21 protein-coding genes are annotated in these 23,070 nt (G+C 64.2%); 11 read left to right on the top strand and 10 right to left on the bottom strand.

Translation table 11 applies throughout. The annotated features are described in order from the left end of the window. Nucleotides 1–512: 512 nt before the first annotated feature. A complete protein-coding gene (locus tag Q0672_RS05740) occupies nucleotides 513–1,667 on the top strand; it encodes a site-specific integrase (protein ID WP_298620644.1) in 1,155 nt (384 codons plus the stop codon). A gap of 199 nt (nucleotides 1,668–1,866) precedes the next feature. Further along, the gene (locus Q0672_RS05735; protein WP_298620642.1) at nucleotides 1,867–2,259 is read left to right on the top strand and encodes a hypothetical protein; all 393 of its coding nucleotides are present in this window, start codon (nucleotides 1,867–1,869) and stop codon (nucleotides 2,257–2,259) included. Between the two features lie 654 nt (nucleotides 2,260–2,913). Here Q0672_RS05735 and Q0672_RS05730 read toward each other — a convergent pair. The 4 genes from Q0672_RS05730 to Q0672_RS05715 form a co-directional block, all read right to left on the bottom strand. Next, nucleotides 2,914–3,279 (bottom strand): H-NS histone family protein, encoded by a 366-nt coding sequence (locus Q0672_RS05730; RefSeq protein ID WP_298620640.1) that lies wholly within the window; start codon nucleotides 3,277–3,279, stop codon nucleotides 2,914–2,916. Nucleotides 3,280–3,739: 460 nt separating this feature from the next. Continuing rightward, nucleotides 3,740–4,069 carry a hypothetical protein gene (locus Q0672_RS05725; protein ID WP_298620638.1) on the bottom strand — a complete coding sequence of 110 codons (330 nt, stop codon included), beginning with the start codon at nucleotides 4,067–4,069 and terminating at the stop codon, nucleotides 3,740–3,742. A 28-nt stretch (nucleotides 4,070–4,097) separates the two neighbouring features. Further along, nucleotides 4,098–4,691, bottom strand: coding sequence for a hypothetical protein (locus Q0672_RS05720; RefSeq protein WP_298620636.1), 594 nt, complete (start codon nucleotides 4,689–4,691; stop codon nucleotides 4,098–4,100). A gap of 54 nt (nucleotides 4,692–4,745) precedes the next feature. Further along, entirely contained in the window at nucleotides 4,746–5,411 is a 666-nt protein-coding gene (locus tag Q0672_RS05715; protein ID WP_298620634.1) for a hypothetical protein, read from the bottom strand. 768 nt (nucleotides 5,412–6,179) lie between these two features. On the opposite strand from Q0672_RS05715, the gene Q0672_RS05710 reads away from it, so the two are divergent. Then, a complete protein-coding gene (locus Q0672_RS05710) occupies nucleotides 6,180–6,851 on the top strand; it encodes a GntR family transcriptional regulator (RefSeq protein WP_153160794.1) in 672 nt (223 codons plus the stop codon). A 91-nt stretch (nucleotides 6,852–6,942) separates the two neighbouring features. Here the strand turns inward: Q0672_RS05710 and Q0672_RS05705 are convergent, their stop codons facing one another. Both Q0672_RS05705 and Q0672_RS05700 read right to left on the bottom strand, forming a co-directional pair. Next, complete coding sequence (locus tag Q0672_RS05705; protein ID WP_298620631.1) at nucleotides 6,943–8,607, bottom strand: cation acetate symporter; 1,665 nt, start codon at nucleotides 8,605–8,607, stop codon at nucleotides 6,943–6,945. Continuing rightward, complete coding sequence (locus Q0672_RS05700; protein ID WP_153160796.1) at nucleotides 8,607–8,942, bottom strand: DUF485 domain-containing protein; 336 nt, start codon at nucleotides 8,940–8,942, stop codon at nucleotides 8,607–8,609. The genes Q0672_RS05705 and Q0672_RS05700 overlap by 1 nt, the downstream gene beginning before the upstream one ends. A 231-nt stretch (nucleotides 8,943–9,173) precedes the next feature. Between Q0672_RS05700 and Q0672_RS05695 the strand changes: the two genes are divergently transcribed. Further along, nucleotides 9,174–9,956, top strand: a complete 783-nt coding sequence (locus Q0672_RS05695; RefSeq protein WP_298620629.1) for an enoyl-CoA hydratase-related protein — start codon at nucleotides 9,174–9,176, stop codon at nucleotides 9,954–9,956. 9 nt (nucleotides 9,957–9,965) lie between these two features. On the opposite strand, the gene Q0672_RS05690 is transcribed toward Q0672_RS05695, so the two are convergent. The 3 genes from Q0672_RS05690 to Q0672_RS05680 all read right to left on the bottom strand — a co-directional run bounded on the left by Q0672_RS05690 (nucleotide 9,966) and on the right by Q0672_RS05680 (nucleotide 12,012). Then, nucleotides 9,966–10,634: a hypothetical protein gene (locus Q0672_RS05690; RefSeq protein ID WP_298620627.1), complete on the bottom strand. Its 669-nt coding sequence runs from the start codon at nucleotides 10,632–10,634 to the stop codon at nucleotides 9,966–9,968. Between the two features lie 62 nt (nucleotides 10,635–10,696). Next, the gene (locus tag Q0672_RS05685; RefSeq protein WP_298620625.1) at nucleotides 10,697–11,509 is read right to left on the bottom strand and encodes a sulfite exporter TauE/SafE family protein; all 813 of its coding nucleotides are present in this window, start codon (nucleotides 11,507–11,509) and stop codon (nucleotides 10,697–10,699) included. Continuing rightward, nucleotides 11,506–12,012 carry an EVE domain-containing protein gene (locus Q0672_RS05680; protein WP_298620623.1) on the bottom strand — a complete coding sequence of 169 codons (507 nt, stop codon included), beginning with the start codon at nucleotides 12,010–12,012 and terminating at the stop codon, nucleotides 11,506–11,508. The genes Q0672_RS05685 and Q0672_RS05680 overlap by 4 nt, the downstream gene beginning before the upstream one ends. A gap of 178 nt (nucleotides 12,013–12,190) precedes the next feature. Between Q0672_RS05680 and Q0672_RS05675 the strand changes: the two genes are divergently transcribed. The 5 genes from Q0672_RS05675 to Q0672_RS05655 all read left to right on the top strand — a co-directional run bounded on the left by Q0672_RS05675 (nucleotide 12,191) and on the right by Q0672_RS05655 (nucleotide 19,046). Next, a complete protein-coding gene (locus Q0672_RS05675) occupies nucleotides 12,191–13,897 on the top strand; it encodes a mechanosensitive ion channel family protein (protein ID WP_298620621.1) in 1,707 nt (568 codons plus the stop codon). Nucleotides 13,898–13,940: 43 nt separating this feature from the next. Then, nucleotides 13,941–14,174 carry a hypothetical protein gene (locus tag Q0672_RS05670; protein ID WP_153160801.1) on the top strand — a complete coding sequence of 78 codons (234 nt, stop codon included), beginning with the start codon at nucleotides 13,941–13,943 and terminating at the stop codon, nucleotides 14,172–14,174. Between the two features lie 55 nt (nucleotides 14,175–14,229). Continuing rightward, nucleotides 14,230–15,087: a DMT family transporter gene (locus tag Q0672_RS05665; protein ID WP_153160802.1), complete on the top strand. Its 858-nt coding sequence runs from the start codon at nucleotides 14,230–14,232 to the stop codon at nucleotides 15,085–15,087. After that, complete coding sequence (gene ruvC / locus Q0672_RS05660) at nucleotides 15,084–15,638, top strand: crossover junction endodeoxyribonuclease RuvC (protein WP_298620617.1); 555 nt, start codon at nucleotides 15,084–15,086, stop codon at nucleotides 15,636–15,638. Before Q0672_RS05665 ends, ruvC begins: the two co-directional genes overlap by 4 nt. A gap of 129 nt (nucleotides 15,639–15,767) precedes the next feature. Beyond that, a complete protein-coding gene (locus Q0672_RS05655) occupies nucleotides 15,768–19,046 on the top strand; it encodes a CHASE domain-containing protein (RefSeq protein WP_298620615.1) in 3,279 nt (1,092 codons plus the stop codon). Here the strand turns inward: Q0672_RS05655 and Q0672_RS05650 are convergent. Beyond that, entirely contained in the window at nucleotides 18,977–19,726 is a 750-nt protein-coding gene (locus Q0672_RS05650; RefSeq protein WP_298620613.1) for a sulfite exporter TauE/SafE family protein, read from the bottom strand. The genes Q0672_RS05655 and Q0672_RS05650 overlap by 70 nt on opposite strands. Before the next feature lie 97 nt (nucleotides 19,727–19,823). On the opposite strand from Q0672_RS05650, the gene Q0672_RS05645 reads away from it, so the two are divergent. Both Q0672_RS05645 and Q0672_RS05640 read left to right on the top strand, forming a co-directional pair. Further along, complete coding sequence (locus Q0672_RS05645) at nucleotides 19,824–21,134, top strand: HD-GYP domain-containing protein (protein WP_298620611.1); 1,311 nt, start codon at nucleotides 19,824–19,826, stop codon at nucleotides 21,132–21,134. Further along, entirely contained in the window at nucleotides 21,131–23,056 is a 1,926-nt protein-coding gene (locus Q0672_RS05640) for an ATP-binding protein (RefSeq protein WP_298620609.1), read from the top strand. The genes Q0672_RS05645 and Q0672_RS05640 overlap by 4 nt, the downstream gene beginning before the upstream one ends. Nucleotides 23,057–23,070 lie beyond the last annotated feature (14 nt).

Here is a 23,070-nt window from a genome sequence, read left to right as displayed (position 1 = left end):
GGCGGCAGCCTTGTTCCAGGCGGCCAGATCGGGTTGGGGGAAGGTCGGTTCGTTGTTGTTCGCCATGGTTCTACCCTCGCTAGTGCGGGCCGCGGAAGCAGCCTCTTTTCTGTCCTGAAGACGTGTCGCCCGTTGCGGCCGGCCCGGTCGATGTGCCGGACTCGCCTGCAAACCGGGACGCCAGTACCGGCCGTGGTCCCTGACCACGGCCGGCTGCCGTGCCCTGCGCGGGCAGTTTTCTCCCTCCCTCTGTTTTTCGAGCACCGGAGACCGAGGCCACCGGGCTGCAACAAGGTTTACTTCCCGCGCAGGAACTTGACTTGCTATCCACGGGATAATACTTTATCCATAACTACGGATATAGCTCATCTACAAAAAAATATTCTAAAAAATCAGCAACTTAGCTTTGCACTTTGGCGTGCACTAGTGCACAAAACGGCTTTTCGCGTGCACAACCGAGTGCGTAAGTGCACGCATTTTGCCATTTGCCCCTGACTTTTGTACACATAATTATGGCCATTTTTCAGACCAAAACCGGGCGCTGGCGTGTCCAGATTCGCCGCAAATCCGGCGCGGTAGATGAGACGTACGATACCCGCGAAGAAGCCGATGCCCGGCAAGCGTTGGCGGATGGACTTCCGGGGGGTATTTCCTTTGCACCGTTTGTCGAGCGCTATTATTTGAATAGTGTCAGTGCGTTTAAATCGCTATCCGAAAACTCCCAGTCCGCCTATCAAGCGCGGTTGGTGTATTTAAACGAGCACTTCGGGCGGTTTTCGCTATCGGCAATCGACGCACGGGCAGCATCGGTTTATCGAGACAAACGCGCTCCCGCCGCTTCCACTTCTACCGTTGACTTCGAGCTTGGCGTTTTAAGCGCGGTATTAACGCACGCCGTTACGATGGGTTATCTGCCCTACAATTTAGTTCGTCCTGCTCTAAAAAAATTGCGTAGCGAGCCGATTCGTAGAACTCGGCGAGTGTCCCCGGCAGAAATACAGCGCTTACTCGATGGCCGAAATGCACGGCTTGAACTAACAGATAAAAAGGGGCGACCGCGGGCGCTTACAGCAAAACAAAAAGAGGCGTGCCGGTTCTTCTATGTTTTGGCGTTCCTGGGCTGCCGCGCTGGCGAGCTAGCGGCATTAAAACCCGAGGATTTGAATCTTCGCGGCCATTTGTACCGCTCTACGCTGAAAGGGGGAAACTCCGCTTGGCGGCTTATTGCAACAGAAGCGCTAGGTCCGCTTTACGAGCAAGTCATGGAACTTCAGGGAGAACATTTGATTTCACAAGCTGAAGGTTTGCCTTTTAAACCCGCTCCCTATCTGTTTTCTACCAACGGTGGGCCTTACCGGTTTAAAAACGCGGCCGCGACGCTGCGCAACGCCGGGGTTATGCCCGAGGACTGGTACCCCCATGCTTTGCGTCGAGAATTTATATCTTCCGCTCTTGAGTCGGGCGAGCACGCCGAGACAATTATTTTAGCGACCGGACACAAGCACGCTAGTTCTGTACAGCTCTACGACGTCAGCGCTGCGGATTCTCCTGCGAGACTTCAGCAGCTTAACGACCTGTACAAAGCTCGAGCTAAAAAGCTTGCGATTGATGTTGCACTAACTGAACAGCTCGTTGTCTCCGAAGACCCCTGGGCCAATCTCATTTAAATCAGACTCTCCGACCAGATGCCCCGTCACGTCTAACAGTGTGCCGGGTAGCAGCTCCACCCCCGTCTCTGGGTTAAATTCAGTCGCATGCTCTTGCTCGAACAGCGAGTTAAAAAAAGTCAGAATCTTCATAACCTCCTCCGTTTTGGTGACTATACGTATTTTAGCAACTAACTAACCAACTAACTAACGAGGTTTTATGTACGACTTTGAACCCTGCCGATACGCCGCTCGCGAGCCTTATCGCTATTTTGACGAGGTCCATCCTGGTGTATATCGCGGCGGATTTCGTCACGACAACGAGACGCTTTTTTATCTCGATTTTCACACGTTTGTTTATATTTCTAGCTCAGGCGGCGAGCTTCGTGAGCTGACGCTGCAATTTCGGACTCGTTCGTGTATCTCTTTGCACACCATTGATTTTCTTCAGCAGCGCACTTTGTCTCTGCAGCTGTCCGCCCTGCCTTCTTATGTCCAAGTTTACTTTAATCGTCTGAGCAAATCTGAGTACGTCGAGTATCGCACTGGTCTGCTGTCAGCAATCCGAGCTGAACTCGCAGCGCACAGCGTCGAGTTCCGTGGTAAAAAATAATTAATTAAACGGCGCGAAAAGTTTAACGCGTTCGCTATACTTCACAGGATAAGTATTTTTTGTGGGGTCGCGACACGATAAACAGCGGCTCGTTGTGAGGGCCATTTTCGGCTACGCGTTGCAAGTTTCGCTCTTGACGCAATTTAGCCGGCGGCCGGTCAGTTAGCTGACTACCCGGGGGGGGAAACCACTGTCGACTCACGATTAAAGAGCTAGAGTAGTAGTCCAGAGGCTCAAACCTGGTGCGCTAATAAGTTGGGGTGGACTTGGGTCTCGCGCAGGGGACTCACGATAGTGATTTTAGCTAGTTTCGGCGGCTGCGCCCGAACTGAAACCCCTGGGGAACCCCTGGGCAAATGGCACTCAACCCAGCCGCTGGCGGGGTTGGGATGCCTTTTGCCCTAAAGCCTAAAAAAGAAAAAGGAAAACCTAGTCTTAAGATAATCTTAGTATTAAGTTAACCCTACCCGGTCCGTCCTGGTAGGGTTTTCTCTTTTTAGGGCTTCTGCCCGCGCTAGTACCGCTGCTTGGGGTCTGGCGCTCATCGCGGATATCCAGACGCTGAGGGGGCGGTAGCCCCGCGGACAAAGGAAGCTTACCCCAGCCCGCTCGATGGCGGGCGGCGTAGCCCACCCCTTAGGGCGGTAGCCAGCTCTACTCGGTTTTTTCGGCAGGGGCTTCCGGTACTGCTCGCAGCGCTTCTGCATTACCGTTCGCTTCTACGAAGTCCAGGAACCACTGCGGCTTCTTTCCCTTCCCCGTCCAAGTTTTTCCGTCTAGCTGGTATTTAACAGCCGCCGGCTTCCTACTGCTCGGTTTGTCACTCCCCGTCTTTTTAACCGTTTTGTTCGGCAGCAGCGGGCGCAGTACCTCATCTAGCGTCAGCCCTGCCTTCTCTACCTGCTGCTTAATCGACTCCCGCAGTTCGTCCACCCGCTGCTTTTTCATGTCTGGCAGCGCGGACTCTAGCTGTTTTTGCAGCGCGACCATCTCCTCAAGCGTCAGTTTTGTAATATCCAAAGTTACCTCCTAAAAAATAATTAAAAAGCAAACAACACTTCAGAAAACGCGTTTAGGTCTCTGAGTAGCACTTTAAGCAACGACTGACTACTTTCTAAGTAGCCAGTCGTTTTATAGGAATAATGGATGTTTAACATAGTAGCAACTTAAGGAATAATGTTACATCGCGTTGCGTCTATGGGGTAGTCTGGCTTGCAGAAATCAGCTCCCCTTCGGTGGAACGACCTCAACCTTCAATTCAACTTTCAACCCTGTTGCGATGTCGTATAGTTGCTTACGTTTACCCTCTGTGCTGCTGTGAGTCATCACCCAGTAACCATCAGTTACTGTTTGATTGTATTCTGCTGGCGCCTTTATCTTTGAGACCAAAGGGTAGTTATTGCACTGAAGACCAAGTGCACTCACCCTTTGCAATCCAAGTTTCTGGAGCGTTGCGATAAATGTATTGACGGCAGTTTTCTCAAAAAAAAACAGTGCCGTCCGGAAACTTCACTTTCAGGGCTGTCTTTGGCGATTTTGAGTGTGCCTCAATCGTGTAAGCCACCTTAGTAGGTTCAACTTTAACTTTGGCGCGTGTTGTAGCGTCAAGACCGATTAGCCATTCCTGCTTCAACGATTCGAGCTTTCCACGGAACTTGCTAAGCTCTTTGGCTGATGAAATGACGTTCTCTGCCTCCTTGTACTGCCCTTGGTTCAGGAATGATGCTCCTTGAGAGTGCACTTCGCTCACAACAGCGTTGATTTCTTCAAGAATGAGGTCAAATGCCGCGGATACGCTATCGGTGTTCATGTTGATTGCTCCTCTTCTCTGACGGGGTTTAGCTCTGCGTCTTTTTGGGGGTGTTGGACATGGCGCCAAGCTCTTCTAGAAGCTTCTCCGCGACCTCCTTTGATTGTGCTCGAAGGTCGTCAGCCAATATCCACTCTCTATCTTCGGGGCGTTTTATCCACAGGTCGCGCCACGCATTGCGGTTGTATCCGCCAGCAATGGTCTTGGCCAAACTGCCTGGCGAAATAGGGCTTCCCTGATATGTAAGCTCATCGCCGTCAACCTTCGCGTAGGAATAAGAGCCTTGGTACTGCATGCGTATTTGTGTGCCATCAGGTAGAAAGACATTTTTCCATTGATAGCCACGGGCATCGCTCTCGACTAGTAGCTCAGGTTTAAAATCAGCGTTGTCCATCCAATACTGGATAGCTTCAGATGCGACGACTACGGGGTCACGGGGGTCATTGTTGTGGCGCAAGAACTCAGCTAGTTGAAGAAACAGCGAAGTCGAAACGGGGATGGACACTTGCGTTTTCATTTGTTTTCCTTCGTTATGGTGCGTTTTCATAGTATCCAAAGAAAAACGCACCGTCAACAACAAAAACGCACGATTGCGCAAAAAGATTGCGTTTTCAAATGACATTCCAATATTGGAGAAGGGCAACGCACCGCGCTGTATGGTTATCAGGGCTGGTGCCTACACTCGGATGAACTTGAGCCGCTGAGGCAGCACGGCGCGGATGTACTCTGCGTGTGCCGGGCTGGTGTATTCTTTTTGAATATAACCCAGTAGTCGGGGTTCGATTTTATCTGCAGCGGGTGCTGAAATCGCGACGATTACATGTGCGAGATACCCCCTTCGGTATTCCGGCAGAACGTGCCAGCTCCGCGTAGCCGCGAAGGTGCTAATCAGCCAGTCGCCTAGGACGTGCACGTCTCTACCGCTGCGCTCTGAGTTTTCCACTTCTACCCAGGAATAGTCCACCCGGTGCCCGTCCGGGCTTTCGTATTCGTCAAGCAGCAGACCGTCAGGGATTTTATTGTTCAGCGTGTGCGCTGCTTGATTAAGTTGAATCTGGCGGTCAGTGATTACGCCGGTCGCAAGACCCGTCACGAGCGCGTCGATTAGAATAGCGTTAGATGCGTCGCGGTGACCCGTCACGTTGTCGAATAGCGCGGCTTGGCCGGGCAGGCAGAATCGACTGCTGTTTCCGATACGTCGCTCAACTAGTCGCCCCGCTTCAACTAGCTGAGCGGTCATCCGCTGCGCTTTGCGCAGGTTGTCGCAGAAGTGTGCTGCCGCGATTTCACGATTGCCCAGATACCCGTACTTGTCGACCTCTTGAACTATTTTGTTTAACACGATAGACCCCTTATTTTTAACGCGCGCACTATCGCGCACAAAGGGTATAGCGAACGCACGCACTTCTGCGTGTTGACGTCCAATATTTAAGTTGTTGACGTACGCTTGACGCGCGTCGATTTAAATGCACGTCACCACTACGCTTAAACCCTTGCGGGATTAAGCTGCGCGCCCTGGGTTGCCGCTGCGCGGCGCCTTGCCGGGCTTGCTTCTCCGGGCTTCGCCCTTCGCGGGCTGGGTCGCTGCGCTCCTTGCCGCCCTTGACGCGGCCCCCCAGCCTCCGGCAGGGGAAAGGGGCCTCTGCCTGCCGCGCGCATGCGCGCACGTCAGCTACGCAATCGTTTAAACGATTGTCAGACCCCCCTTTCCCCTGCCGGGGGGGCCGTGGCGTTGCCCCCCATTTAAATACGGGCGCGACTCGCTACGCTCGCAAATGCGCCCCCATTTAAATCGGCTCCCCCACCGGCTGCCGCCGGACCGGGGCTAGCGCCCCCGACTCCCGACGCCGGCCCGCGACTCCCTGCGGTCGCAATTGCTGTCCTCTGCGGCCTGTCGGCTCCCTGCCCTCATCGGGGGTTGCCACCCCCTGCCCCGCCCGCTACTATCACGTTAATACATAATTACACGTGCAATGTGTGCACTTAGCACAATGGAAAAACAGCAGAAATCGCTATCGAATCAACAGGATATGCTTATATCTAGGCATACTCCATAATTATGGATGCAATACCCGAATCCACCTCTTCCACCCACAAGTCCACATCCTCCATGAACGCCGGCCGCATCGCACCCCTTGCCCTCTACCAGGAAGTCGCCGAACGCCTGCGCCAGCGCATCTTTGCCCACGAACTCCCCCCCGGCACCTGGGTCGATGAGCAGGCCCTCGCCGCCGACTACGGCATCTCCCGCACGCCGCTGCGCGAGGCCCTCAAGGTGCTTGCCGCCGAGGGTCTGGTGACGCTCAAGCCGCGCCGCGGCTGCTACGTGACAGAAATTTCCGAGCGCGATCTGGACGAGATCTTCACCGTGCTGTCGCTCCTCGAAGGCCAGTGCGCCGCCGACACCACCCACAAGGCCACCGAGGAAGACCTCGCCCGCCTGCGCAGCATCCACGACGACCTGGAGCGCGCCGCCGCCGACAAGGATATCGACGGTTTCTTCGAGGCCAACCAGACCTTCCACCAGGAAGTCCAGCTGATCGCCGACAACCGCTGGCTGACCCAGACCATCACCGACCTGCGCAAGGTCATCAAGCTGTCGCGGCACCACTCGCTGTTCAGCGAGGGCCGGCTGGAACAATCCCTGGCCGAGCACCGGCTCATCCTCGAGGCCCTTGGCCGCCGCGACGCCACCGGCATCGAACGGGCGATGCGCGACCACATCTCCAGCGGCCGCCGGGCGCTGGCCAAGATCGCCTCCCGCAAGGAAAGCACGGCCTGACATAACCCGCTGCGCCAGAAAGACAAAACCCCCGTCCGGTCGCCCGGCGGGGGTTTTTGTTTGACCATGCGCCCCGAAGGGCGCATCGGGATCAGTGGCTGCTGGCTTCGGCAGCACCAAAACCGGTCTGGGCACGCACGTACTGGTCTTCGAACGCAGCACGCTCAGCCTGGGCTTCGGCGCTGTTGTCGAGCTTGGACACAATGAACGTGATCAGGAAGGCCAGGGGCATGGAGAACAGGGCCGGCTGGTCGTACGGGAACAGCGCCTGGGCGTTGCCCAGCACGGTGACCCACACGGACTTGGACAGCACCACCAGCAGCACCGCAGCCACGAGGCCGGCGTAACCGCCCACGATCGCGCCGCGGGTGGTCAGGCCCTTCCAGTACATGGAGAGGATCAGCACCGGGAAGTTGGCGGAAGCGGCGATACCGAAAGCCAGGGCCACCATGAACGCCACGTTCATCTTCTCGAAGGCGATGCCGAGGACGATGGCCACGAGGCCCAGGCCCACGGAGGCGAAACGGGACACGCGCAGCTCTTCGGTCTCGGTCGCCTTGCCCTTGCGGATCACGCGGGCGTAGATGTCGTGGGAGATGGCAGCCGCGCCGGCCAGCGCCAGACCGGACACCACGGCCAGAATGGTCGCGAAGGCCACGGCCGACAGGAAGCCCAGCAGCAGGTTGCCGCCCACGGCCTTGGCCAGGTGCATGGCGATCATGTTGCCGCCGCCGACGATCTTGCCGCCGATCTTGCCGCCTTCGAAGAACTCGGGGTTCTGGCCGACGATGATGATGGCCGCGAAGCCCATCAGCAGGATGACGTTGAAGAAGTAGGCCACGAAACCGGACGCGTAGAGCACCGACTTGCGGGCTTCCTTGGCGTTGGTCACGGTGAAGAAGCGCATCAGGATGTGCGGCAGACCGGCGGTACCGAACATCAGGCCAAGGCCCAGCGACAGGGCGGTGACCGGATCCGGCAGCAGCGAGCCCGGGAACAGCAGCTTCTCGCCCAGCGAGTGCAGCGAGATCGCCTGGCTCATCATGTTCTCGAAGCTGAAGCCGAACTGGGACATGGCCAGCACCATCACCAGCGTGCCGCCGGCAAGCAGCATGCAGGCCTTGATGATCTGCACCCAGGTGGTGGCAACCATGCCGCCGAAGGTGACGTAGACCATCATCAGCGCGCCAACGACGAACAGGGCGATGTTGTAGTCCAGACCGAACAGCAGCTTGATCAGCTGACCGGCACCGACCATCTGCGCCACCAGGTAGAAACACACCACGGTCAGCGAGGACACCGCGGCCATCGTGCGCACCTTGCCCTGGTTGAGGCGGTAGGAGGTGATGTCGGCAAAGGTGAACTTGCCGAGGTTACGCAGGCGCTCGGCCATCAGGAACAGGATGATGGGCCAGCCGGCGAAGAAGGCGATCATATAGATGTAGCCATCGACGCCCTTGGTGTAGACCAGCGCGGTGAGGCCCAGCAGGGTCGCGGCGGACATGTAGTCGCCGGCGATCGCAAGGCCGTTCTGGAAACCGGTGATGCCGCCACCAGCGGTGTAGAAGTCGGACGCCGACTTGGTGCGGCCAGCCGCCCAGTAGGTGATGCCGAGGGTCATCGAGACGAACAGCACGAACATCCCGATGGCGTGCAGGTTGAGCGGCTGCTTTTCGGTGGCGGAGATCGCGTCACCGGCAAACGACAGGGCCGGGGCGAGGAGCGCCAGCAGCGCGAGATTCAGACGGGCCAGCATTACTTCACCTCCTTGGATGCATCACGGATGACTTCGGCGGTGATCTCGTCGAACTCGCCATTGGCGCGCTTCACGTAGACCGCGGTCAGCACCCAGAAGAAGATGAACATGAACAGCTCGAAGGCGATCCCGACGGTGAGGTAGGAACCTTCGGACAGACGCTTGCCGATCACTTGCGGCTGGAAGGCCACGACCATGAAGAAGCCGTAGAAGATCGTCAGGACGATCACGGACAGGATGGTGGCAAAGCCCTGGCGCTTGGACACCAGTTCGGCAAAGCGCGGGTTGCGTCTGATACGTGCGTAAACCGCACTCTGAGACGAGGTGCTCGACATGATTTCCCTCCCTATGGAAATGCATTGAATGCGGCGCGATCTGCCTGTTGGACCCAAATGGCGATCAGAGCGAATATTTTTTATGGATGCTTCTCGCAGGGCGAAGCCGCGCCAATACAACGCCCAACCGGATGATATAACATACAGAAGACTCCATACCACGCCGTATGGAAATATTTTTGCACCGCATCAAATAATTTTATCGACCCCAGCCGACGGAACCGCCCACCCATGCCCGGAGAAATCCTCTTCTGCCAGGATGCTGGCATCGCCACCCTGACCCTCTCCAACCCGGACAAGCTCAATGCCGTCGATGCCGGCATGTGGCGCGGCCTGCAGCGCCGCATGAGCGAACTCAACGCCGACCCCGACCTGCGCTGCGTGGTGCTGCGCGGCGCCGGCGACAAGGCCTTCGCGGCCGGCGGCGACATCGAGGAATTCCTGGTCGTGCGCGCCACCGTGGACGACGCCCTGCACTATCACGAGGAACTCGTCGCCGCTGCCCTCGACGCCATCCGCGCCTGCCCGGTGCCCACGGTCGCGATGATCCAGGGCGCCTGCATCGGCGGCGGCGTGGAGATCGCCGGCTGCTGCGACATCCGCATCGCCGGCGAATCGAGCCGCTTCGGCGCGCCGATCAACAAGCTGGGCTTTTCGATGTATCCGGGCGAGATGGCCGGCCTGCTGGAACTCGTCGGCCCCGCGGTGCTGCTCGAGATCCTGCTCGAAGGCCGCATCCTCAACGCCCGCGAGGCGCTCGCCAAGGGCCTGCTGACCCGGGTGGTGGACGACGAAGAGGTCGAGAAGGAAGCCCTCGCCACCGCCGGCCGCATCGTGAAGGGCGCGCCGCTGGTGGCCCGCTGGCACAAGCAGTGGGTGCATCGCCTGATGAAGGGCACGCCCCTCACGGCCGAAGAAAAGCGCGCCGCCTTCGACTTCCTCGCCACCGACGACTACAAGGAAGGCCTGGACGCCTTCCTGGGCAAACGTTCGCCGGTGTTCAAGGGGCGCTGAAGCCCCTCGTCAGCCCGCCTGCCAGCGGGCGAGCAGCGCGGCCCGGTGGGGCACCAGCTGCTTCACCGCCACGTCGAGCACCGGGCCGGTGAGGGTGTGGCCGGAGCATTCCGCAGCCAGCACCACGTCGGTTTCGCCCACCGCCACCCGCAGCGGGCCCTGGGCCTGTTGCAGGCGCGTCTGGCGATGGGACGCATCCAGAAAGATATGCCCGTTGGTGAGGTTGAGCTTGCCCTCGATCTGGGTCGGCTTGCCGTTCGATAGCAGCGCATCCACCCGGCAACCCACCAGCCGGTATTCATTGACGAGGGCCAGGGCCTGGCTGCGCAGGTAGCCCGCCTGGTCCGCCTCGGCAGCGGGCAGCCGGGCGGCGGCGCGGGCGGCCAGGGTTGCCACCTCGGCGTCGGTGAGATGGGGCGCGGCCTCGACGATGCGCGCCGGCTCGATGCGGGCGACCGCCCTCGCCACGGCGTCGAGCCGGTGGTGGTGCTTGACGACCCGCACCTCGGCCTTGGCCAGCTGCTTGCCAGCGATTACCGGCAGGCCCTGGATCACCGTCGGGCCCAGCAGTTCAGCCAGCTTCTGGCAAAGCCGCGCGTGGTCGAGGGCGGCCACGGATGCGGGGACGGCCAGTTCGAGATCGAACTGGAGCTGGAGGCGGACATTGGCTGCGGACATGGAACCACCCGAACGGTATAGGTCGGAGGGTTCACGGACAGAAACCCGCCCACTTTAGGCGTTCAGCTCCCCAGCACCGTGTGCAGCATCTTGGCCGACAGCAGCACCAGCACGCCGGCAAAGATCTTCTTCAGCGTCGCCACTGGCAGCCGGTGGGCCAGCCGGGCGCCGATGGGCGCGGTGAGGCTCGAGAGCAGGCTCAGCAGCACCAGCGCCGGCAGGTAGACAAAACCCACCGACCACTCGGGCAGGCCCTGCACCGACCAGCCATTGATCAGATAACCCAGCGCGCCGGCCAGGGCGATGGGCAGGCCGATGGCGGCCGAGGTGCCGATGGCGTTGTGCACCTTGACGTTGCACCACGTCATGAAGGGCACCGACAGCGAGCCGCCACCGATCGCCACCAACGACGAGATCGCGCCGATCACGCCGCCCACGCCGATCAGGCCGGCGGTACCCGGCAGTTCGCGGGTCGGCTTGGGTTTCACGTTGAGGATCATCTGCACCGCCACATAGGCGGTGAAGCACGCAAAAAAGATCGCCAGCGGCTGGGTGGGCGCGCGGGACGCCACGAAGGTGCCGGCAAAGGTGCCCGCCAGCACGCCCGGGGCGATGCCCTTGACGATGTCCCAGCGCACCGCGCCGTGGGCGTGGTGGGCGCGCAGGCTGGAGATCGAGGTGACCACGATGCCGGCCATCGAGGTGCCCAGCGCCAGATGCACCATGTGCTCCTTCGGAAAACCCTGGGCTGCGAACAGCGTGGTGAGCATCGGCACCATGATTGCGCCACCGCCCACGCCGAGCAGGCCCGCAAAAAAGCCGACGAAGGCGCCCAGCGCGAGATAGGCGGCCAGCCATTCGATTCCGATGTTCATTTCCAGTCCTGAAGATCCGTTACGCCGAGCAGTTGCCCGACGATGAAGCGCCATTCGGCCGGCTCGACCGGCGTGATCGACAGCCGGTTGCCGCGGGCGAGGACGCGCATGTTCTCGAGTTCCGGGTGGCTGCGCAATTCGGGCAAACCCACGAGCCGGGTCTTGCGCACGAAAGCCACGTCCACGTGCACCCAGCGGGGGTTTTCGGGCGTGGATTTAGGATCGAAATACTTGCTGGCCGGATCGAACTGGGTGGCGTCCGGGTAGGCGCTGCTCGCCACCTTGGCGATGCCGGCGATGCCCGGCTCGGCGCAGCCGGAGTGGTAGAACAGCACCCCGTCGCCCACCTGCATGCCGTCGCGCATGAAGTTGCGCGCCTGGTAGTTGCGCACGCCGTACCAGGGCACCGTCTGCTCGGGGCGCTGGGCCAGGTCGTCGATGGAGACGTCGTCGGGTTCGGATTTCATCAGCCAGTAGCGCATCGGGGGCTCCTTGTTGGACATGGGCGCCCCCGGCGCGATCGACGGGGGCAACCTGCGACGTTTTCGCCGAATTCGCCCCGCGACACAAGCGGGATGTCGGCGCCCGCCGCCGAACCCCCTCCGCACGGCTATGATGTCGGGGCATTCCCGATCAATCCCGGCTAGCCTGCCCACCCGACCCAAGCGCGAGGCCTCCGCCATGCCATCCGCCCCCCTGCGCCCCAACCCGCTTTCCTGCAGCCTGATCCGCCTTGTGCTGGCGATCTGCGCGGCGCTGGTGCTGATCCTCGCCCCCGGCGCCCAGGCCGCCCGACAGGCTGCGCCGCCGCCGGCCGCACCCGCGCCAGCTCCAGCACCGGCACCGGTCGCCGACGCCCCGGCGGTCGAAGAGGCCGACCTGATCCTGATGAACCGCACGATCGTGCGCTTTCGCGCCCGGCTCCTGGGCGCCACCCCCCATCAGCGGGCCGAGCGGGGGCAGGCGACGATCAGCGCGATCCTCGAACGGGCCACCAGCGACGACGTGGTCGTGCAGCCCAACGCGGTGGGCAACATCCTCCTGATCGACGGCCAACTGGCCTTCGTGCTCACCCCCGACGACACCGACAAGCTCGCCGGCGAGACCCTCGCCACCCTCACCGACAAGACCGTCGCTGTGCTGCGCACCGTGGTCGCCGAATCCCGCGAGAGCCGCGACAGCCGCAGTCTGGCCGAGGGGCTGGCGGTATCGGCCGGAGCGACGCTGGTGTTCATCACCCTGCTCTACCTGCTCGGCCGGCTGCAGGCGTGGATCACCCGACGCCTCGCCGCCGCCATTGACGCCCGGGCCGAGCGGCTCAAGCTGGGCGGCACCGAGCTGATCCGCCGCGACCGCATCCTCGCCGCCGTGGGCTGGCTCTCGCGGGCGCTGTTCTGGCTGCTTGCGGCCCTGCTCGCCTACACCTGGCTGGCCCGCATCCTGGCACGCTTTCCGTACACCCGGGCGTGGGGCGAGAACCTCGACGACTACCTGCTGGGCGTGCTGGGAAGGCTCGGCGTCGGCATCCTGCAGACCCTGCCCAACCTGCTCATCGCGCTGCTGATGTTCCTGGTCGCCCGGGCCGTGGTGGGGCTGCTCAAGCCGGTGTTCGACCACGCGGCCGGCAACAACACGGGCCTGGGCTGGCTCGACAAGGACACGGTGGAGCCGACCCGCAAGATCACCAACATCCTGATCTGGATCTTCGCGCTGGTGATGGCCTACCCCTACCTGCCCGGCGCCCAGACCGAGGCCTTCAAGGGCATGTCGGTGCTGATCGGCCTGATGGTGTCGCTGGGCGCGTCGAGCATCGTGGGCCAGGGCGCCGCCGGGCTCATTCTGATGTACTCGCGCACCCTGCGCACTGGCGAATACGTGCGCATCGGCGACCACGAAGGCACCGTCGTCGCCATCAGCCTGTTCAACACCCGCCTGCGCACCGGCCGCGGCGCCGAGATCACCCTGCCCAACTCGCTGATCGTCGGCAACGCCACCCGCAACTACTCGCGCACCCAGGGCGGGCGCGGCTTCATGCTCGACACCACCGTCACCATCGGCTACGACACCCCGTGGCGGCAGGTCGAGGCGATGCTCGTCGAAGCCGCCCGACGCACCCCCGGCATTTCCGCCGACCCGGCCCCGCGCATCTTCCAGACAGCCCTGTCGGATTTCTACCCCGAATACTGCCTGGTGGTGCACGCCACCCCGGTCGGCGCCGAGCCGCGGGCGCAGCTGCTGTCGCGCCTCCACGCCAACGTCCAGGATGTCTTCAACGAATACGGCGTGCAGATCATGTCGCCCCACTACATCGCCGATCCGGCAACAGAAAAACGCGTTGCGCCCGATAACTGGTATGCACCGCCCGCGCGCAGGCCCGACCCGGCCTGAGCCGCGGGTTATCATCCATCGTCGTCTGCCCCGGAGCCACGCCATGAGCATCACCCCCGAACGTCGCAAGAACCTCTCCCTGCGCGAACTGGTCGACAAGGCCTACCTCATCATCGAGCCCTTCTTCGACCCGACCAACGCCTGGAACGGCCAGACCCTCGAGCACCTGGCCTACCGGGTGGTGCGTGACCAGCTCCCCGACATTCCGCCCGAAGACGTCCAGATCATCGTCTCCGCCTCCACCCGCATCTACCGCGCCAAGCACCCGGGCGCCTGACCGCCGCCGCCCGGCGGGCCCCACCGCCCGCCCCACGCCCCCATCGCCATCCGTCGTGACCCGCTTCTATCCCCTCCTGTTCGTCCTGCTGTGGAGCACCGGCTTCATCGGCGCCAAGTACGGCCTGCCCTACGCCGAGCCCATCACCTTCCTGTGCGTGCGCTACGGGCTGGTGATCGGGCTGATGGGCCTCGTCGCCCTCGCCACCCGCGCCCCGTGGCCGGCGGCGCCCCGCCAGTGGCTGCACATCGGCATCACCGGGCTGCTGGTGCATGCGCTCTACCTGGGCGGCGTGTTCTCGGCCATCCACCAGGGCCTGCCGGCGGGGATCACCTCGCTGGTGGTCGGGCTGCAGCCGCTGCTCACCGCGCTCGGCGCCGGGCTGCTACTGGGCGAGCGCGTGCTGCCACGCCAGTGGGCCGGGCTGGTGCTGGGCTTTGGCGGCGTCGGGCTGGTGGTGTCGAGCAAGGTGGTGGCGGTCGCCGGTGGCAACGGCCTTCAGGCCATGCTCGTCCCGGCCCTGCTGGCGCTGGCCGGCATCACCGCCGGCACCCTCTACCAGAAGCGCTTCTGCCCCAGCTTCGACCTGCGCACCGGCGCGGTGATCCAGTTCGTGCCCTGCCTTGTGGTGAGCAGCCTGTTTGCCGCCAGCACCGAAACCATGGTGATCGACTGGTCCGGCCAGTTCGTCTTTGCGCTGCTGTGGCTGGTGCTGGTGCTGTCGGTGGGCGCCATCAGCCTGCTCAACCTGCTGATCCGCAGCGGCAGCGCGGTCAATGTGGCGAGCCTTTTCTACCTCACCCCGCCCACCACCGCCCTCATCGCCTGGGCGGCCTTTGGCGAGACCCTCACCGGCCTCGCGCTGGTGGGCATGGGCATCACCGTGTTCGGCGTCTGGCTGGCCCGCAAATGAGCGCCCCCGCCGCCTCCACCAGCGTCGCCACGCGCATCCTTGGCATCGACCCGGGCCTGCGCCACACCGGCTTCGGCGTCATCGACACCCTCGGCAGCCAGCTGCGCTACGTGGCCAGCGGCGTCATCAAGAGCGGCGAAGGCAGCCTGCCCGAGCGCCTCAAGGTGATCCTCGACGGGGTGCGCCAGGTCATCACCACCTACCAGCCCGACCAGGTGGCGGTGGAGATCGTCTTCGTGAACGTCAATCCGCAATCCACCCTGCTGCTGGGTCAGGCCCGGGGCGCGGCGATCTGCGGCGCGGTGTCCCACGACCTGCCGGTGGCCGAATACACCGCACTGCAGGTCAAGCAGGCGGTGGTCGGCCACGGCAAGGCTGCCAAGGAGCAGGTGTGCCACATGGTCGAGCGTCTGCTGGCCCTCGAGGCGAGCCCCTCTCCGGACGCCGCCGACGCGCTGGCCTGCGCCATCTGTCATGCCCACGGCAGCTCCGGGCTGGCCGCGCTGGCCGGCGTCGGCACCCGCAAGCGAGGCGGCCGGCTGACCCGCTGATCACCACGGCCGCACCGTGGCGAAACATGCTCCGCCGTGGGTAGTAATGCACAGCGGGTTTTTTGTAATCACGTATAAAGCCTTCATGCTGGCGCGCCGTCGACAGTTCGAACCCGTCATATCCGGACCATGCCTCCGTCTTCGCCCTTTCCCACCGCCGTGACGCACAACCTGTTGATCAGCCTGGCGTATATCGCCCTCGGCTGGCTGGCGACTGGGCTGGCCGTGGCGGGGGGCTACGCCAGCCCCGTCTTCCCCGCTGCCGGCCTGGCGCTGGCGGCGGTGCTCTATCTGGGCGTGCCGGCGCTGCCGGGGGTGTGGATCGGTTCGATGGCGCTGCACCTGCTGCTGGCTTATGTCAATTCGTCCCTGAGCACCGCCGACACCATCGCCGCGATGGCCATCGCCAGCGGCGCAACGGCCCAGGCCTGGCTGGGCCGGGCGCTGATCCAGCGCTGGCAGGGCGACGAATGGCGCACCCTCGACAACGCCACCGCGGTGTTCCGCTTCCTGCTACTGGGCGGCCCGCTGGCGTGTCTGGTGTCGGCCACCATCGGCATCCTCAGCCTGTTCCTCACCGGCGTGCTCAGCCGGCCGGCGCTGCCCTTCGCGTGGTGGAACTGGTTTGCCGGCGACGCCTTCGGGGTGCTCACCTTCACCCCGCTCACCCTGTGCTTCCTGCTCACCAACGATCCCCTCTGGCAGGCCCGGCGGCGGCGCATGGTGATCCCCGTCGCGGCCACCCTGGCGATGGCCGCCGCGGCCTTCCACGCCGCCGCGAACTGGGAGCGCAGCGAGGTCGAACACCACCTGCAGAGCGACGGCCTGCGCATCCACCAGCGCATCAGCGACCGCCTGCTGAGCCACCGGGAAGTCCTGCAGTCCCTGCGCAGCTTCATCGAGGTCACGCCCGACCTCTCCGACAGCCGCTTCAACGCCTTCACCCGGTCGCCCCTGCATAACAACCCCGATCTCCACGCCCTCAGCTTCAACACCTTCGTGCGCGATGCCGACCGGGCTGCTTTCGAGGCCGCCATGGGCCGTCAGCTCGGCCGCGCCGATTTCCAGATCACCGAGCGGAGCATCGACGGCATCCTGCAGCGCGCCGGCAAGCGCGACACCTACGTGCCGGTCACCCTCATCGCCCCGGCGGCAAGCAACCAGCGCGCCATCGGCTTCGACATCGCCTCCGAGGCGATCCGCTGGGATGCGGCCAACCGGGCCCTCGGCCAGCGCAGCGGCATCTACGTCACCGCCCCCATCCTGCTGGTCCAGGAGAACCAGGTGGCGGTGCTCACCCTGGCGCCGGTGCTGCAGCCTGGCAGCACCCAGCTCCGGGGCTTTGCGGTGGCCATCATCCAGGTCGGGCAGCTGGTCGAGCGCGCCCTGCGCGACACCCTGCCCACCGGCCTCAACATATCCCTCGTCGATCCCTACGCCCTGGGCAGCGTGCGCCGCCTCGACAACGGCGAATCCCCCGTGAGCAGCGGCAAGCCGGGGCAACAGTGGGAGCACAAGCTCGCCTTCGGCGACCGGGAATGGCTGCTCAAGGTGAGCGCCGACGAGCGCTACCTCGAATCCCAGCGCTCCCTCAACGCCTGGGCCGTGGGCGTCGCCGGCCTGCTGTTCACCACCCTGCTGCAGGCCCTCTTCATGAGCCTAACCGGGCGCAACTGGATCATCCAGCGCCAGGTGGATCGCCAGACCGCCGACCTCGCCGCCAAGAACCGCGAGCTCGCCCTCGCCACCATCTCCATCAACAAATCGCCGGATGCCGCCTTCTGGGTGCTGCCGGACGCCCGCATCGTGCGGGTCAATCCCGCCGCCTGCCGGCTGCTCGGCTATCCGGCCGAGGCGCTGCTCACCCTGCGCGTGCCCGAGATCGCGCCGGACATCAGCGAAGCCAGCTGGAGCGCCCTGTGGAATCGGGTGTGGGCCAACGGCTCGGATGTCTTCGAATCCATCCACCGCTGCAAGGACGGCAGCGAGATCACGGTGGCGGTGGTCGCCAGCCTGGTCAGCGCCGACGGCACCGACTACCTCTACGCCAGCGTGCGTGACATCTCCGAGCGCAAGGCCGCCGAGGCCGAGCTCACCCGCCATCGCGACCACCTCGAGGAGCTCGTCGCCGCCCGCACCGCCGACCTCTCGGTGGCCAAGGAGGCCGCCGAAGCCGCCAACCGGGCCAAGAGCAGCTTCCTCGCCAACATGAGCCACGAGCTGCGCACCCCGATGCACGCGATCATCGGCCTCACCCACCTGCTCCACCGCAACAACACCGATCCCGCCCAGCACGACCGCCTTGACAAGATATCCAGCGCCGCCACCCACCTGCTCCAGCAGCTGGGCGACGTGCTCGAACTCGCCCGCATCGACGCCGAACGGATCGCCATCGAGCAGACCCGCTTCGCCATCGACGAGCTCATCCACCGGGCCATCGACCTGCTCGGCGCCAGCCTGGAAGGCAAGGGCCTCGGCCTGCAGCTGGACATCGACCCCGACCTCGCCGGCCGCCCGCTGATCGGCGATCCGCTGCGCATCCAGCAGGTGCTCGCCCACGTCGTCGGCAACGCGGTGAAGTTCACCAGCACCGGGATGATCGTCATCCGCGCCCGCCTCACCGACGCACACGCCAGCGGCGCCCTGCTCCACATCGAGGTGCAGGACAGCGGGATCGGCATCACCGCGGCCGACCAGGAACGCATCTTCAACCCCTTCGAGCAGGCCGACGGCTCCGTCACCCGGCGCTTCGGCGGCACCGGGCTGGGCCTCGCCATCTGCCGCCGCCTCACCCGGCTGATGGGCGGCGACATCGGCGTGACGAGCGAACCGGGCCACGGGAGCACCTTCTGGATCACCCTGCGGGTCGGCGTGCTGCCCGGCGACGCCAGCGGCGCAGCGCCGGTCGAACTGACCGCCGCCGAAGCCGAACGCCGGCTGCGCGCCGAGCACGGCCACCGCCGCCTGCTGCTGGTGGAAGACGACTGGGTGAATCAGGAAGTCAGCCTCGAGCTGCTCCGCAACGAGCTCGGCCTGCAGGTCGACCTCGCCCCCGACGGCGCCGAAGCCGTGCGGATGACCGCCGACACCGCCTACGACCTGATCCTGATGGACGTCCAGATGCCGATCATGGACGGGCTCACCGCCACCCGCAGCATCCGCGCCCGCCCCGGCCCCTGCGCCCGGGCGCCGATCGTCGCGATGACCGCCAACACCTTCGACGAAGATCGCAAGGCCTGCTTTGATGCCGGCATGAACGACTTCATCCCCAAGCCGGCCGACCCGGACCAGCTCTTCATCACCCTGCTGCGCTGGCTCGAAGGCCCCGCCCCCGCCGCCTATCCGGCCACGGCGTCCCACAGCAGCTTGAGTCCCGACAGCCCCAGCGCTGCGGTGGCCAGCAGATAGAAGGGCCGCTCCGGGATGCGCTGGAGCAGGCGCATCCCCGTCCACACCCCCACCGGCACCAGCGGCAACAGCATCGCGGACATCACCAGCGTGTCGCGGGTGAACAGGTCCAGCCCCAGATAGAACGGCAGCTTGGCCAGGTTGAGCGCCGCAAAGAAGAACACCGACGTCGCCGCAAAGGCCTGCCGCGGCAGGCCGCGGGTCAGCAGGTAGATCATCAGCGGCGGCCCACCCGCGTGGGCCAGGGTGCTGGTGAAGCCCGCCCCCACCCCACACAGCCGGGCCAGACGCGGCAGCGGCGCCGTGTGGGCTTCGGCCTTCGGCTTGCGCAGCAGCCGGTCCGCGGCAAACACCACCGCAATCAGCCCCACCGCGCCCTTCACCATCCGGTCCGACATCACCCCGAAGGCCAGCGTGCCCAGCGCGATGCCCGCCAGCGACGCCGGCAGCAGCAGGCGCAGCTCGGCCCAGTCGGCCTTGCCCCGCCAGGCGCGGATGCCGAAGAGGTCCATCGCGATCAGCACCGGCAGCATCACCGCCACCGCGTCCCGCGGCGACATCCACATGGACATGAAAGGCACTGCCAGCCCGCCCAGGGCGCCACCGAGGCCGGACTTGGAGATGCCGGTAAGCAGGATGGCGATCGCGGTGACGATCCAGCCGGTAGCATCGAGGTGCATGGGCGCATTTCGGAGAACGGGCGTGAACGATGCCACAAACTGCGCAACGCTTTTCCGATGCACTAAACTTCCTGACGCCACCGCCGAAAATTGGGCATTGCCCCTCGCCGCCCGCACCATGCCGCCCGAGCCTCCCCAGGACCATCTCGTCACGCCCGAACAGTTGTGCGTCGGCCTGTTCGTCCACCTCGACCTGCCGTGGTTCAGCCACCCGTTCAGCTTCAACAGCTTCAAGATCCGCTCGGCGGACCAGCTGAAGACCCTGCGCGAGCTGGGCGTCACCCGTTTCCGCTACGACCCCGAACGCTCCGACGTGCAGCCCCGCGGCACGGCGCCGGCCGCCCCCGCCGCGCCGCCCCCGCCGCCGGTCGAGGAAGACCCCGCCACCTGCGCGGCCCTCGCCGCCAAGCGCGAGCGGATCGCCCGCCTGGCCCAGCGCAAGCGTCAGGTCATCGAAGTCGAAAAAGCCTTCGTCAAGGCCGCCGGGGTGATGCGCAACATCAACAAGAATCTCTTCTCCCGCCCCAAGGAGTGCCTCGAAGAGGTGGACGAGCTGGTCAACCAGATGGTCGTCGCCTTCCTCGACCAGCCCGAGGCCGCGCTGCATGTGATGGGCGAGCACGCCGCCGGCGAGGAGGCCTATTTCCACGGCCTCAACGTGTCGATCCTGTCGATGATGCTGGCCAAGGATCTCGGCTTCTCCCGCAGCCAGAGCCAGCTGCTGGGCGTCGGGGCGCTGCTCCACGACGTGGGCCTCGCCGACGTCCCCGAACGGATCGCCCGGGCCCGGCACGAGCTCACCACCCCCGAACGCAACCTGCGCGAGCTGCACTGCGAATACGGCGTGCGCCTCGGCAAGCAGATCGGCCTGCCCGAGCCGGTGCTGCGCATCATCGCCCAGCACCACGAACTCGCCGACGGCAGCGGCTACCCGCGCCACCTGAAGGGCGACCAGATCGACCCGCTGGCCCGCCTCGTGGCGCTGGTCAATTACTACGACAACCTGTGCAACCCGGGCGACCTCGCCAAGGCCCTGACGCCCCACGAGGCCCTGTCGATGATGTTCGCCCAGCGCCGCAACAAGTTCGACGGTCAGGCCCTGCAGGTGATGATCCGCAGCCTCGGCGTGTATCCGCCGGGTTCGGTGGTGCGCCTGTCCAACGACGCGCTGGCGCTGGTCTCGTCGGTCAATCCGGCCAAGCCCCTGCGCCCGTGGGTCACCGTGTTCGACCCGGACATCCCCCGCGACGAGGCGATCATGCTCGATCTTGAGCAGGAGCCCGACATCAACATCGCCAAGGCCCTGCGCCCGGTCCACCTGCCGCCCGACGTGTACGAATACCTCAGCCCCCGCAAGCGCGTGACCTACTACTTCGACGCCGACTCCCGGCAGGGACGCAACCCATGAACAGCCGCTACCAGGACATCCTGCTCGGCGCCGCAGGGGAGATCCTGCTGCTGGTCGACCCGGCCAGTCTCACCATCCTCGCCGCCAGCCCGGCCACCGCGCGCCTGCTCGGCCAGCCCGTGGAGGCGCTGGCCGGCCTGCCCATCACCGAGATCGAATGCGCGCTCTCCGACGTGTTCTTCTGGGAAGAGGTGCGCACCGGCGGCATCACCGAAGAGCAGACCATGGAGGGCCTGTACCGGCGCGCCGACGGCAACCTGCTCGAAGCCCGCAAGACCGTCCGCCGCCTGCCCGAGGGCATCCTGGTGTGCGCCACCGACGTGGGCGCCCAGCGCCGCGCCGAGGACGAACTGGCCGAGATGACCTCCCGGCTGCGGGCCACCCTCGAAGCCACCGCCGACGGCATCCTGGTGCTCGACGGCAACGGCCGCATCGCCAACATGAACCGCCGCCTCGCCGGCCTGTGGGGGCTGCCCGAGGCGCTGCTGGCCCGCCACGACGACCAGGCCATCCTCGAACACCTGATCCACGCGGTCGAAGACCCGGCCGCCCTGCGCACCCTGCTCACCACCCACAGCCAGGATCTCAGCGAAACCTTCGACACCCTGCCCCTGCGCGACGGGCGGATCTTCGAGGCCAGCTCCCGCCCCGCCCGCCACGACGACGAGGTGATCGGCCGGGTGTTCTGCATCACCGACGTCACCGAACGCCACAAGGCCGAGCAGGCCCTGATCGCCGCCCGCGACGCCGCTACCTCCGCCAGCAAGGCCAAGAGCGACTTCCTGGCGATGATGTCCCACGAGATCCGCACCCCGATGAACGGCATCATCGGGATGGCCCAGCTCCTGCGCATGACGCCCCAGAGCGACGAGCAGCGGGACTACATCACCACCATCCTGTCGAGCAGCGAAGCCCTGCTGTCGATCATCAACGACATCCTCGACTACTCGAAGATCGAGGCCCGCAAGCTCAACCTCGAAAAGATCAGCTTCGACCTGCGCCAGGTGGTCAGCGACGTGGACAAGCTGTTCCGCCCGAAGGCCGTCGAACAGAGCCTGACCTTCGCCACCGCGGTCACCAGCGACGTACCCCACGTGCTGCTGGGCGACCCGATCCGCGTCCGCCAGATCCTCGTCAATCTGGTCAGCAACGCCTTCAAGTTCACCGCCAGCGGGCGCATCGACGTGATGGTGGCGGTGGGCGAGCGCGAAGGCGGGCGCATCCAGCTGCAGGTCAGCGTCACCGACACCGGCATCGGCATCGCCCCGGACAAGTGCCGCAACATCTTCACCCCGTTCGAGCAGGCCGACATGTCCACCACCCGCCGCTACGGCGGCACCGGCCTCGGCCTGTCCATCTGCCGCATGCTGTGCGACCTGATGGACGGCGAGATCGGCGTGGACTCCGAGGAAGGCGTCGGCTCGCGCTTCTGGTTCACCATCCGGCTCGAGGCGGGCGCCGACGAGACCATCGCCGGCAGTGCCAGCGCACCGCGGCCGATCCTGCGCCAGGGCACGCGCATCCTGGTAGCCGAAGACAACCCCATCAACTGCACCGTGATCGCCCGGATGCTCGAACACTTCGGCGCCCAGGACATCACCTTCGCCGCCAACGGCGAGGACGCCCTCACCCGCTGTGCCGAGCGCAGCTTCGACCTCATCTTCATGGATGCCCGCATGCCGCGGATGGACGGCCTTACCGCCACCCAGGCGCTGCGGGAAAAAGGCACCACCACCTACATCATCGGGGTGAGCGCCGACGCGATGACCGAGGAGAGGGACGCCGCCCTCGCTGCCGGCATGGACGACTACCTGCCCAAGCCGATCAGCCAGGTCGCCCTGGCCGCGGCCATCGAAGGCTGGCGCCAGCGGATGGTAGCGATGCGTCAGCTGGAACAGCGCCGCGACGGCGACAAAATGTAAGCGCTCGCCCGCCC

The organism is uncultured Zoogloea sp. (assembly GCF_937894855.1).
In the GTDB taxonomy this organism is placed as follows: domain Bacteria; phylum Pseudomonadota; class Gammaproteobacteria; order Burkholderiales; family Rhodocyclaceae; genus Zoogloea; species Zoogloea oryzae.
Note: the sequence above shows the minus strand (reverse complement) of the source record. Positions and strands in the feature narration are given on the sequence as shown.

Coding starts and splice junctions, on each gene's coding strand:
- Q0672_RS05705 (WP_298620631.1), bottom strand. CDS start 8,607: ATGCTGGCCCGTCTGAATCTCGCGCTGCTGGCGCTCCTCGCCCCGGCC.
- Q0672_RS05740 (WP_298620644.1), top strand. CDS start 513: ATGGCCATTTTTCAGACCAAAACCGGGCGCTGGCGTGTCCAGATTCGC.
- Q0672_RS05650 (WP_298620613.1), bottom strand. CDS start 19,726: ATGCACCTCGATGCTACCGGCTGGATCGTCACCGCGATCGCCATCCTG.
- Q0672_RS05725 (WP_298620638.1), bottom strand. CDS start 4,069: ATGAACACCGATAGCGTATCCGCGGCATTTGACCTCATTCTTGAAGAA.
- ruvC (WP_298620617.1), top strand. CDS start 15,084: ATGAGCGCCCCCGCCGCCTCCACCAGCGTCGCCACGCGCATCCTTGGC.
- Q0672_RS05680 (WP_298620623.1), bottom strand. CDS start 12,012: ATGTCCAACAAGGAGCCCCCGATGCGCTACTGGCTGATGAAATCCGAA.
- Q0672_RS05675 (WP_298620621.1), top strand. CDS start 12,191: ATGCCATCCGCCCCCCTGCGCCCCAACCCGCTTTCCTGCAGCCTGATC.
- Q0672_RS05685 (WP_298620625.1), bottom strand. CDS start 11,509: ATGAACATCGGAATCGAATGGCTGGCCGCCTATCTCGCGCTGGGCGCC.
- Q0672_RS05700 (WP_153160796.1), bottom strand. CDS start 8,942: ATGTCGAGCACCTCGTCTCAGAGTGCGGTTTACGCACGTATCAGACGC.
- Q0672_RS05710 (WP_153160794.1), top strand. CDS start 6,180: ATGAACGCCGGCCGCATCGCACCCCTTGCCCTCTACCAGGAAGTCGCC.
- Q0672_RS05720 (WP_298620636.1), bottom strand. CDS start 4,691: ATGTCATTTGAAAACGCAATCTTTTTGCGCAATCGTGCGTTTTTGTTG.
- Q0672_RS05670 (WP_153160801.1), top strand. CDS start 13,941: ATGAGCATCACCCCCGAACGTCGCAAGAACCTCTCCCTGCGCGAACTG.
- Q0672_RS05690 (WP_298620627.1), bottom strand. CDS start 10,634: ATGTCCGCAGCCAATGTCCGCCTCCAGCTCCAGTTCGATCTCGAACTG.
- Q0672_RS05655 (WP_298620615.1), top strand. CDS start 15,768: ATGCCTCCGTCTTCGCCCTTTCCCACCGCCGTGACGCACAACCTGTTG.
- Q0672_RS05735 (WP_298620642.1), top strand. CDS start 1,867: ATGTACGACTTTGAACCCTGCCGATACGCCGCTCGCGAGCCTTATCGC.
- Q0672_RS05640 (WP_298620609.1), top strand. CDS start 21,131: ATGAACAGCCGCTACCAGGACATCCTGCTCGGCGCCGCAGGGGAGATC.
- Q0672_RS05695 (WP_298620629.1), top strand. CDS start 9,174: ATGCCCGGAGAAATCCTCTTCTGCCAGGATGCTGGCATCGCCACCCTG.